A 10,363-nucleotide genomic window follows, 5' to 3' on the forward strand; every position below is an offset into this window, starting at 1 on the left:
TCAGTTGAGCCTCAGCTCCCCAGCGGCCCGCTGCTGATCGGACTGATGTTTGAGGACCACGCCCAGGGTGGCGGCGACGGTGGCGTCGTCGAGGGTGTCCAGGCCCAACGCCAGTACGGTGCGACCCCAGTCGATGGTTTCGGCCACCGACGGTAGCTTCTTGAGCTGCATACCGCGCAGCACGCCGATGATGCGCACCAACTCCGCGGCCAGGTGCTCGGGCAGTTCGGGCACCCGCGACAACAGGATGCGACGCTCCAGGTCCGGGTCGGGAAAGTCGATGTGCAGGAACAGGCAGCGACGCTTGAGCGCCTCGGACAGTTCGCGGGTCGCGTTGGATGTCAGCACGACGAACGGTTTGCGCGACGCGGTGATGGTGCCCAGTTCGGGGACGGTGACCGCGAAGTCGGACAGCACCTCCAGCAGCAGGCCCTCGATCTCGATGTCGGCCTTGTCGGTCTCGTCGACCAGCAGCACCGTCGGCTCGGTGCGCCGGATCGCCGTCAACAGCGGACGCGACAGCAGGAACTCCTCGGAGAACACGTCGGATTTGGTGGCATCCCAGTCAGCCGAGCCGGCCTGGATGCGCAGGATCTGCTTGGCGTGGTTCCACTCGTAGAGGGCGCGGGCCTCGTCGACGCCCTCGTAGCACTGCAGCCGGACCAGCCCGGCGTCGGTCGCCGCCGCAACCGCCCGGGCCAGCTCGGTCTTGCCCACCCCGGCGGGCCCTTCCACCAGCAGCGGTTTGCCGAGCCGATCGGCGAGGTAGACCGCGGTGGCGGTGGCGGTGTCGGGCAGGTAGCCGGTCTCGGCGAGCCGCCGCGCGACGTCGTCGATGTCGGCGAACAACGGAACCGACTGGGCGGGCACGCTCACGGGGTTTCTCCTGTCAGGACGGTCGGTCAGGCCGGGCGGGTGTGCCCGTCCCCCCACACGATCCACTTGGTCGAGGTCAGTTCGGGCAGCCCCATCGGGCCGCGGGCGTGCAACTTCTGGGTGGAGATGCCGATCTCGGCACCGAACCCGAACTGCTCGCCGTCGGTGAACGCCGTCGACGCGTTCACCATCACCGCCGCGGCATCCACCTGCTCGGTGAAACGTTGCGCAGCAGCCATGTTCGTGGTCACGATCGCCTCGGTGTGACCGGTGCCGTACTCGTTGATGTGGCTGATCGCGCCGTCGACGCCGTCGACCACCGCTACCGCGATATCCATCGCCAGATACTCGCGGCGCAGATCGTCATCGCCGGCGTCCAGGTGCACCGTCACCCCGGCGGTCTGCAGCGCATCGATGAGTTGCGGCAGCGCACGGTCGGCGATCGCGGCGTCGACCAGCAGCGTCTCGGCGGCGTTGCACACACTGGGCCGGCGGGCCTTGGAGTTCACCAGCACCTGCTCGGCGACCTTCAGGTCGGCGGCCTCGTGCACGAAGACGTGGCAGTTGCCGACACCGGTCTCGATGGTCGGCACCTGCGCGTCGCGGACCACCGCCTCGATCAGACCGGCGCCACCGCGCGGAATCACCACGTCGACCAGGCCGCGGGCCTGGATCAGATGGGTCACGGTGGCGCGGTCGGAGCTGTCCAGTAATTGCACCGCGTCGGCGGGCAGGTCCTCGGCAACCAGCGCGGCCCGCAGCACCTCGACAAGCGCTTCATTGGACTTCGCCGCCGACGAACTGCCGCGCAGCAGGGCGGCGTTGCCGGATTTCAGTGCCAGCCCGAAAGCATCCACGGTGACGTTGGGACGGCCCTCGTAGACCATCCCCAGCACACCCAGCGGCACCCGCTGCTGACGCAGCATCAGCCCGTTGGGCAGGGTGTATCCGCGCAGCACCTCCCCGACCGGATCGGGCAGACCGGCGACCTGCCGCAGGCCGGCGGCGATCCCGTCGACACGCTGCGGGTTCAGCGCCAGCCGGTCCAGGATCGCCCCGGCGGTGCCGGCATCGCGAGCGGCATCGAGATCGGCGGCGTTGGCGGCCAGAATGCGGTCGGTGTGGGCCAGCAGTGCGTCGGCGGCGGCGTGCAGGGCGTGGTCTTTGGCCACCGTCGGCAGTGTGGCCAGCACCCGCGCAGCGATCCTGCCGCGACGGGCGGCGTCGTGGACCTGCCGGCGCAGGTCGGGCTGTACTGCTTGCGCACTCATTGATCCAGCGTATCGGGCCGGGCCGGGTAGCTGCAGGGCCCCCGGCATCGGATGCGGCATCGAGAATCCGGGCGGGTCGGCCGCGACGAACTGATAGCGTACGGACGATCCGGGCCGGACAGATTGGGCAGCAGGCATGACGACTCCAGCGGCGACCCGCCCAGCGCTACCGGCCAAGGACATCGGGCGGCTCCTGCTGCGCTGCCAGGACCAATCCGGAATCGTGTCGGCGGTCAGCACGTTCTTGACCAAGGCCGGCGCCAATATCGTGTCGCTCGACCAGCATTCCACCGAGCCGCTGGGCGGCACCTTCCTGCAGCGCACCATCTTCGTCCTGCCCGGGCTGCCGGCCGCCATCGACGGGTTGTCCGAGGAGTTCCGGGCCACCGTCGCCGCCGAGATGAACATCGACTTCAAGTTCAGCGAGGCCGCCAAACCCAAGCGGATCGCGATCATGGCGTCCAAGACCGATCATTGCCTGCTGGATCTGTTGTGGCGCAACCAGCGCGGCGACCTGGAGATGTCGGTGGTGATGGTGATCTCCAACCACCCCGATCTCGCCGACCGGGTGCGGCCGTTCGGAATCCCGTTCGTGCACATCCCCGCCTCGGCGGACAACCGGGCCGAGGCCGAGCAGCGGCAACTGGAGTTGCTGGCCGGAAACGTCGACCTGGTGGTGCTGGCCCGCTATATGCAGATCATCACCCCGAATTTCCTGAATCAGCTGGGCTGCCCGCTGATTAACGTGCACCATTCGTTCCTGCCCGCCTTCGTCGGCGCCAACCCCTACCAGCGGGCGCGCGATCGCGGCGTCAAACTGATCGGCGCCACCGCGCACTACGTCACCGACGAACTCGATGAGGGCCCGATCATCGAACAGGACGTGGTGCGCGTCGACCACACCCACACCGTGGCCGACCTGGTCCGGCTCGGCTCGGATGTGGAGCGCGCGGTGCTGTCCCGCGCGGTGCTGTGGCACTGTCAGGACCGCGTGGTGCGCCATGGCAACCAGACGATCGTGTTCTGACGCGGACACCGAGACGGACAGGGAGAATCGGATGCGGCGCTTGGCGGTGATCGTGGCACTGTGTGCGCTGGCGACCGGGTGCACGGTGACCACCGGAGGCACGGTCGTTCCGGCGCCGACGCTGGGGCACGCGCCCGCGCCGATCGGGGCGGGGGCGCTGGAGGGGCTGCTGCTCGACGAAGACGCCCTGGACACGGTCATGGGTGCCAGCGGGTTGACCGTCATCCATTCCGGTGACGACATGTACACCAACCACACTCCCGACGATCAATGCCTGGCCGCGTGGGTCAACGTGCACCAGGACGTGTATGCCGGCACCGGCTGGACCGGGGTCCGCCGCCAAGACCTGCGGGAGGGCGCCGACGAGTACGACCACATCGTCTTCCAGTCGGTGGTGTCGTTTCCCGAAGCGCTCAAGGCCCACGACGCGTACGCCGGGCAGGTGTCCCGCTGGGCGCAGTGCGACAACAAGCGGCTCAACGAACGCAACCTCAACGACCCCGACGACCCGGACAACTTCTGGACGCTGTCCGCGTCCAAGGAGCAGGACGGCGTGCTGAGCATGGTGCGCGTCGCCGAGGGCGGCGACGGCTGGTCGTGCCAGCGCGCGTTGGCGTACGCCAACAACGTCGTGGTCGATGTGGACGCCTGCGCCAACAACATCAGCGACCAGGGCGCGCAGATCGCCAAGCAGATCGCACAGAAGATCGCCGAGAAGGAATAGCGGCGGCTACAAGCGCGGAATCTCGCGCTCGATCTGATCGAGCCAGATCCGCGCGGACATGTCCGACGGGGCGCGCCAATCACCGCGCGGCGACAGCGATCCCCCGGCCGACACCTTGGGGCCGTTGGGCAGCGCCGAGCGTTTGAACTGGCTGAACGAATAGAACCGCTGCACAAACACGCTCAGCCAGTGCCGGATCTCGGCCAGCGAATAGGCGGGCCGGTTGTCGGCCGGGTACCCGGCCGGCCAGCTGCCGAGCTCGTCATCGCGCCAGGCATGCCATGCCAAGAACGCGATCTTCGACGGGGAGAACCCGTAGCGAAGCACGTGGAACAGCGAAAAGTCCTGTAGTGCATACGGTCCGACGGTGTCTTCGCTGCGCTGGATCTGCTGGGCCCCGTCGGCGTCCACGCCCGCGGGCACCAGTTCCGGGGTGATCTCGGTGTTCAGCACCGACGCCAGCACCTTGCACACATCGGTCTCGAACTCCCCCGAGGCGATCACCCAGCGGATCAGGTGCTGGATCAGGGTTTTGGGCACCCCGCCGTTGACGTTGTAGTGCGACATCTGATCGCCGACCCCGTAGGTGGACCAGCCCAGCGCCAGCTCCGACAGGTCCCCGGTGCCCAGCACGATTCCGCCGCGCTGGTTGGCGATCCGGAACAGGTAGTCGGTGCGCAGCCCGGCCTGGACGTTTTCGAAGGTGACGTCGTACAGGTGCTCGCCGCGTCCGAACGGGTGGCCCATTTCGGTGAGCATCAGCTTCGCGGTGTCACGGATGTCGAGTTCTTCGAAGGTGACGCCCAGCGCCCGACTCAGCGCGGCCGCGTTGGCTTTGGTGTGCTCGCCGGTGGCGAAGCCCGGCAGCGTGAACGCGAGAATGTCGCTGCGCGGCCGGTTTTCCCGGTCCATCGCACGCGCGGCGACGATCAGCGCGTGGGTGGAGTCCAGGCCGCCGGAGACCCCGATGACGACTTTGGGATAGTTCAGGGCCCGCAGCCGCTGCTCCAGGCCGGAAACCTGGATGTTGTAGGCCTCGTAGCAATCCTGTTGCAGCCGTGCCGGATCCGACGGTACGAACGGGAACCGCTCGATGTTTCGCATCAGGCCGATGTCGCCGGTCGGCGGTTCCAGGGTGAACTCCACTCGCCGGAACGCCTCCACCGCGTCGCGGTGGTGGCGGCGGTTGTCGTCGAAGGTGCCCATCCGCAGCCGTTCTGAGCGAAGCAGCCCGGTGTCGACGTCGGCGACGCTGCGACGTTCCCCTTTGGGGAACCGCTCCGAATCGGCCAGCAGCGTCCCGTTCTCCCAGATCATCGTCTGCCCGTCCCAGGCCAGATCGGTCGTCGACTCCCCTTCCCCGGCCGCGGCATACACGTAGGCGGCCAGGCAGCGCGCCGAGGCCGAACGGGCCAGCAGGCAACGGTCCTCGGCGCGTCCGATGGTGATCGGGCTGCCGGACAGGTTGGCCAGCACCGTCGCACCGGCCAGCGCCGCCTGCGCACTGGGCGGAACGGGCACGAACATGTCTTCGCAGATCTCGACGTGCAGCACGAAATCGGGCAGATCAGCGGCAGCGAACAGCAAATCCGGCCCGAACGGGACGTCGACACCGGCCACCCGGATCACACCGCGCTCGTCGTCGCCGGGCGCCAGCTGCCGGCGCTCGTAGAACTCGCGGTAGGTCGGCAGGTACGACTTGGGCACCACGCCGAGCACCCGGCCGCGATGCACGACGACGGCGGTGTTGTACACCCGCTGGCGGTAGCGCAGCGGTGCCCCGACCACCAACACCGGCAGCAACCCCGCCGACCCGGCCACCACCGTGTGCAGCGCCGCCTGCACGGCGTCGAGCAGGGTGTCCTGCAGCACGATGTCCTCGATGGAGTAGCCCGACAGCGTCAGCTCCGGGAACACCGCCAGCGCGGCACCGTCGTCGTGGCAGGCGCGGGCCAGCCGCAGTACCGAGTCGGCATTGGCGGCGGGGTCACCGATCGCGGCGGGATGGGTGCAGGCCGCGACCCGCACGTACCCGTGCTGGTAGGCGTTGTAAAAGTCCATCGTCCCTACATTCTCGCCCGACCAGTGTCAATGTGCGCACAGTGGGTATCAGAAGGTCATGAGTGATACCGCCGTGCTGGTCGTCGACATGCTCAACAGCTATCAGCACGCCGATGCCGATCTGCTCATACCCAATGTCGCGGAAATCATCCCACCGCTGGTCGACATCATCGGCCGCGCGCACGAACGCGAAGACGTCGACCTGGTCTATGTCAACGACAACTACGGTGACTTCACCGCGAATTTCGCCGATATCGTCGACTCGGCGCTGGCCGGTGCCCGCCCCGATCTGGTGCGCCCGATCGTGCCGGCCGACGGCAGCCGGGTCATCACCAAAGTTCGGCACAGTGTCTTCTACGCGACGCCGCTGGCGTATCTGCTTGGCCGCCTTGGCACTACACGGGTGGTGTTGACCGGGCAGGTCACCGAGCAGTGCATTCTCTACAGCGCCCTCGACGCCTATGTGCGTCACTTCTCGGTGGTGGTGGCCACCGACGCCGTCGCGCACATCGACGCGGATCTGGGCGTGGCCGCATGTGAGATGATGCGGCGCAATATGGCCGCTGACCTGGCCCCCGCCGCCGAGTGCCTGGCCGAAACCGCCCCCGACGTGTGAGACGCGCCACATGTGGACACCACAAATTCGGCGAATCCGACGCTGCCCTGCCACGCTGGACACACCCGATGTTTGGAGTCCCTATGCGCTCTGCGATCCAGACGCCGCTGATCTGGCTGGGCGGCGGCGACCAGCGCGAACTTGACGAGCACCATGCCCGCGCCACGCACAGCGTCGCGGGCGTCGTCGTGCTCACCGGGGCCGTGCTGGCCTGGCTGGTGGCCGCGGCCGCCACGTCGACGCCGTGGCCGGGTGTTCTGGCAGTGACGCTGCCGTTCGGTGTGTTGATCGGTGCGGTGATGCGCGCGATCGCGGGCGGGCGACGCAGCCGGTTGGGCCGCGTCGCGGTCGGGGTGGCGATCGGTGCGGTCGTCGCAGAACTGGCCTCGCTGGCCATCCTCGCCGGCCCGATCCAGCAGCAGTTGGAGTTGCAGGCCGCCCGCGACGCCGACGCCGCGCCGGCGGTGACCCGTGCGGCAGCCGATGTGGATCGTGCCCGCAGCGCCCGCTCCGCGCTGGACGCCGCGGTCGACCGGGCCCGCGAACAGCGGGACGCGGCGCTGGTCGTGGCACGCTGCGAATACCACCCGACGCCGGAGTGCCCGCAGACCCACATCACCGGTGTTCCCGGGACCGGGCCGGAAACCCGGACGGCGAACGACCTTCTCGCCGACGCCCAGTCCGAGCTCGACCGCACCGTCACAACCCGGCAGGACCAAAGCCCCGGGCTGGACCACGACGTGGCCGCCGCCGAGCGCGCACTCGAGCAGGCCCACGCTCGGGCGGCGGGGGCCGGCGACCACAGCCTCGGTGCCCGCTGGATCGCCATGAATGCGTGCCCCGGCGCGGGCCCGCTGGTGCTGCGAGCGGTGATGATCGTGCTGTTCGCCCTGCTGGCATTGTTGCCGATGCTCGTCCTCAGATGGCGTGGCGAGACCAGCGGGGACCGGCGGGCCGCCGCTCGCGCCGAGGTCGAGCGCGCCGAGCTGCAGGCCGACACCGCCATCGCCGTCAAGCACGCCGAGGTCCGGGCCGCAGCTGAGATCCTGTGGGCTGAGCAGCAACTCGCCCAGGCGCGTCTGGCGGTCGCGGCACAGACCGAGATCGACGCCGAACGGCAGCGCCGCCGCGTCCTGGAAGCACTCGACGCCCCGATCCCCGTCGCCTCGGCGCGGCAGCCGGAAGCACTGGCGGCTCCGGTCGCCGACCCGGAACCCGAGATGTATCTGCCGATCGCGGCCGCCGCCGAGGCCGCCGCAGCCCAATGGGCCGAACGGCCGACCGCCGCATTGCCGGCCGTCCCGGTTCCGGCGCCGCTGGAGGACCTGGAGGACGACGCCGTCGAGCGGGCGGCCCCGGGCACCGAGGGGATCGCCAGGGCGGCCGCGCGCTGGATCCGGCCGCTGGTGCCGCCGCTGGTCGCCCGCGCGATCGAGACCAGCACCGCGCCGGTGCGCGCCGCCCGCCACGTCCTGGGTGAGGTCTTCGAGGAGGTCGAGGAGATCACCTTCACCCTCAAACGCACCCATAAGGTCAACGTGCAGTCGGTGAGCGCCGCCGAGGCCAGTGTTGCCGAGCCGCAGGATGCCCCCGCCCCGACCTCCGAGATCGCCGCGGAAATGCCGGCGCGACGGGTGCGGGCCACACGGGTGGTCGCCGACGACGCACACCCCGCGCTGGCCGAGCGCGGGCCGGAAGAACTGCCGGCTGCCGACAACTCGCCGCCGGCGATTTCAGCGCGCTAATCCGCGCTCACCAGGTGCACGCCATGGTGCGGATTCCGTGAATGAAGCTGCCCGCCACGTACTCCGGGTCGCCGGCGGCAATGTCGGGCAACTGGCGGAACAACTCGGAGAACATGGCGCGCAACTGTGCTCGGGCCACATGGGTACCCAGGCAGTAGTGCTGCCCGCCGCCGCCGAAACCGAGGTGCGGGTTGGGGTCTCGGCTCAGATCTAGCCGGTCGGGGTCGTTGAACACCGAGCTGTCCCAGTTTCCCGACGCATAGAACATCGCCACCTTGTCCCCCGCCCGAATGGTCTGGCCGCCGAGCTCGTAATCGGTTGCGGCGGTGCGCCGGAATGTCATCACCGGCGTGGCGTAGCGGATGAACTCCTCGACGGCCAGCCCGATCCGATTGTCGAAATCCGCCAGGAGCCAGGCGCGTTGGTCCGGGAAGTCGGCCAGCGCCTTAAGGGCGTGGCTGGCGGTCTGACGCGTGGTGTCGTTGCCGGCCACCGCGAGCAGCACGAAGAATGCCGACACTTCGGCGTCGCTGAGCCGATCGCCGTCGACCTCGGCGTTCACCAGGCTGCTGAACAGGTCGTCACCGGGGCGCTGCCGGCGCTCGGCGGCCAGTGCGCCGGCGACCTGATGCAGATACGTCACGCTTTCGAACATGACTTCCAGTGGGGCGCGTCCGGCGAGACAGACCGGGTCGTTCGCGGTCACCAGCGCGTCGGCGGCGCGGGCAACCTGCTCGCGCTCGGAATCCGGAATCCCCACCATGTCCGAGAGGGTGCGCAGCGGCATTTCCTTGGCGCAGTGCTCGACGAAGTCGGCGCCGCTGCCGGCGGCCTTCAGCTCCGCGACGATCGTCTTGGCGCTGGCGGTGATCGAGGCCTCGATACGCCGGATCTGCCGGGGCGTGAAGGCCGCGGTGGCCAGCTTGCGCAGCTTGGTGTGGCGGGGTGCATCCATTGCCAGAAACGACTGCGTCGTCTCCAGCAGCTCCTCGGGAAAGTTCTCGAACTGCACACCCTTTCCGGACAGGAACACGTCGTTGGTGCGGCTCACCGTGACGATGTCGGCGTGGCGGGTGATCGCCCAGAAGCCGGGGTCGTCGGGATCCTCCAGCATGGCGTCTTGGACCGGCGGATGCCAGCTCACCGGGCGTTCGGCGCGCAGCACGGCGTAGCAGCGTTCCCGCTCGGCGGCGGTGCTGGACCAAAACGCCCGCGACGACAGGTCGACGGGGTCGTACTCGCGCAGTACGGCTGACGGCGCTGTCATGGGACCTCCTCGGCGTATGACCCCGATCACAGCGGGGTAATCCCGACGATAGGTCTAGACACTATGTCTAGTCAAGATGCCAGCCAGCGGTTACGCTGATCAGCATGCCGTCGGTCACCCGCAAACCCGCCTCGAGCAGGCAGGCGCGACGCGAAGACATCGAGCGTCGACTCCTCGACGCCACCGAGCGACTCATCGGCGACGGCGCCAGCTTCACCGAGCTCAGCGTGGATCGACTCGCCGGCGAGGCCGGGATGTCCCGCGCCAGCTTCTACATCTACTTCGAGGACAAGGGCCACCTGCTCCGCCAGCTCGCGGGTCAGGTGTTCGACGATCTGACCGCGGCCGCTCAGCTGTGGTGGTCGGTGGCCCCCCGGCACGATCCCGACGACGTCCGCGCCGCGATGACGGCCCTGGTCGCCAGCTATCGGCGCCACCAGCCGCTGCTCATCGCGCTCAGCGAGATGGCCGGTTACGACCCGCAGGTGTCGGCCACCTACCGCGAGATCCTCACCGGCATCGCCGGTCGATTGGCCGGCGTCATCGAAGCCGGGCAGGCCGACGGCTCGATTCGGCGCGAATTGCCGGCCGCCACCACCGCCAGCACCCTGACCTGGATGGTGGAACGGGCCTGTCAACAGAATCTGCCCGCCAACCCGCCGAGCTATGACGCCGAGCTCGCCACGGTGCTGACCGAAATCATCTGGGGTGCGCTGTACCTGACGCAAACACAGTTGCGCGAGCAGACGTAAAAGTGCCCTAAATCAGCTGTTTTG

At 68.7% G+C, this 10,363-nt stretch carries 9 protein-coding genes; 5 read left to right on the top strand and 4 right to left on the bottom strand.

Going from position 1 to position 10,363, the window contains the following annotated elements; genetic code table 11:
* Together AC5Y36_RS20285 and AC5Y36_RS20290 are read right to left on the bottom strand one after the other, a co-directional pair.
* A complete protein-coding gene (locus tag AC5Y36_RS20285; RefSeq protein WP_500042743.1) occupies positions 1-876 on the bottom strand; it encodes an AAA family ATPase in 876 nt (291 codons plus the stop codon).
* 26 nt (positions 877-902) lie between these two features.
* Positions 903-2,147: a glutamate-5-semialdehyde dehydrogenase gene (locus AC5Y36_RS20290; protein WP_500042744.1), complete on the bottom strand. Its 1,245-nt coding sequence runs from the start codon at positions 2,145-2,147 to the stop codon at positions 903-905.
* Positions 2,148-2,283: 136 nt separating this feature from the next.
* Here AC5Y36_RS20290 and purU point away from each other — a divergent pair, with 136 nt between their 5' ends.
* Together purU and AC5Y36_RS20300 are read left to right on the top strand one after the other, a co-directional pair.
* Positions 2,284-3,174, top strand: coding sequence for a formyltetrahydrofolate deformylase (gene purU, locus AC5Y36_RS20295; RefSeq protein ID WP_500042745.1), 891 nt, complete (start codon positions 2,284-2,286; stop codon positions 3,172-3,174).
* A gap of 31 nt (positions 3,175-3,205) precedes the next feature.
* Complete coding sequence (locus tag AC5Y36_RS20300) at positions 3,206-3,898, top strand: sensor domain-containing protein (RefSeq protein WP_500042746.1); 693 nt, start codon at positions 3,206-3,208, stop codon at positions 3,896-3,898.
* Between the two features lie 6 nt (positions 3,899-3,904).
* Here AC5Y36_RS20300 and AC5Y36_RS20305 read toward each other — a convergent pair whose 3' ends face one another.
* Complete coding sequence (locus AC5Y36_RS20305) at positions 3,905-5,959, bottom strand: NAD(+) synthase (protein ID WP_500042747.1); 2,055 nt, start codon at positions 5,957-5,959, stop codon at positions 3,905-3,907.
* A 58-nt stretch (positions 5,960-6,017) separates the two neighbouring features.
* Between AC5Y36_RS20305 and AC5Y36_RS20310 the strand changes: the two genes are divergently transcribed.
* Positions 6,018-6,575: a cysteine hydrolase family protein gene (locus tag AC5Y36_RS20310; protein WP_500042748.1), complete on the top strand. Its 558-nt coding sequence runs from the start codon at positions 6,018-6,020 to the stop codon at positions 6,573-6,575.
* A gap of 83 nt (positions 6,576-6,658) precedes the next feature.
* The gene (locus tag AC5Y36_RS20315) at positions 6,659-8,320 is read left to right on the top strand and encodes a DUF4407 domain-containing protein (protein ID WP_500042749.1); all 1,662 of its coding nucleotides are present in this window, start codon (positions 6,659-6,661) and stop codon (positions 8,318-8,320) included.
* Positions 8,321-8,327: 7 nt separating this feature from the next.
* Here AC5Y36_RS20315 and AC5Y36_RS20320 read toward each other — a convergent pair whose 3' ends face one another.
* The gene (locus AC5Y36_RS20320) at positions 8,328-9,587 is read right to left on the bottom strand and encodes a cytochrome P450 (protein WP_500042750.1); all 1,260 of its coding nucleotides are present in this window, start codon (positions 9,585-9,587) and stop codon (positions 8,328-8,330) included.
* Between the two features lie 104 nt (positions 9,588-9,691).
* On the opposite strand from AC5Y36_RS20320, the gene AC5Y36_RS20325 reads away from it, so the two are divergent.
* Positions 9,692-10,339 (top strand): TetR/AcrR family transcriptional regulator, encoded by a 648-nt coding sequence (locus AC5Y36_RS20325; protein ID WP_500042751.1) that lies wholly within the window; start codon positions 9,692-9,694, stop codon positions 10,337-10,339.
* The last annotated feature ends 24 nt before the right edge of the window (positions 10,340-10,363 follow it).

Source organism: Mycobacterium sp. NGS50, assembly GCF_059812545.1.

Bases quoted from the DNA above. Each gene is read 5' to 3' on its own strand.
- AC5Y36_RS20290 (WP_500042744.1), bottom strand. From the start codon at position 2,147: ATGAGTGCGCAAGCAGTACAGCCCGACCTGCGCCGGCAGGTCCACGAC.
- purU (WP_500042745.1), top strand. From the start codon at position 2,284: ATGACGACTCCAGCGGCGACCCGCCCAGCGCTACCGGCCAAGGACATC.
- AC5Y36_RS20300 (WP_500042746.1), top strand. From the start codon at position 3,206: ATGCGGCGCTTGGCGGTGATCGTGGCACTGTGTGCGCTGGCGACCGGG.
- AC5Y36_RS20305 (WP_500042747.1), bottom strand. From the start codon at position 5,959: ATGGACTTTTACAACGCCTACCAGCACGGGTACGTGCGGGTCGCGGCC.
- AC5Y36_RS20310 (WP_500042748.1), top strand. From the start codon at position 6,018: ATGAGTGATACCGCCGTGCTGGTCGTCGACATGCTCAACAGCTATCAG.
- AC5Y36_RS20315 (WP_500042749.1), top strand. From the start codon at position 6,659: ATGCGCTCTGCGATCCAGACGCCGCTGATCTGGCTGGGCGGCGGCGAC.
- AC5Y36_RS20320 (WP_500042750.1), bottom strand. From the start codon at position 9,587: ATGACAGCGCCGTCAGCCGTACTGCGCGAGTACGACCCCGTCGACCTG.
- AC5Y36_RS20325 (WP_500042751.1), top strand. From the start codon at position 9,692: ATGCCGTCGGTCACCCGCAAACCCGCCTCGAGCAGGCAGGCGCGACGC.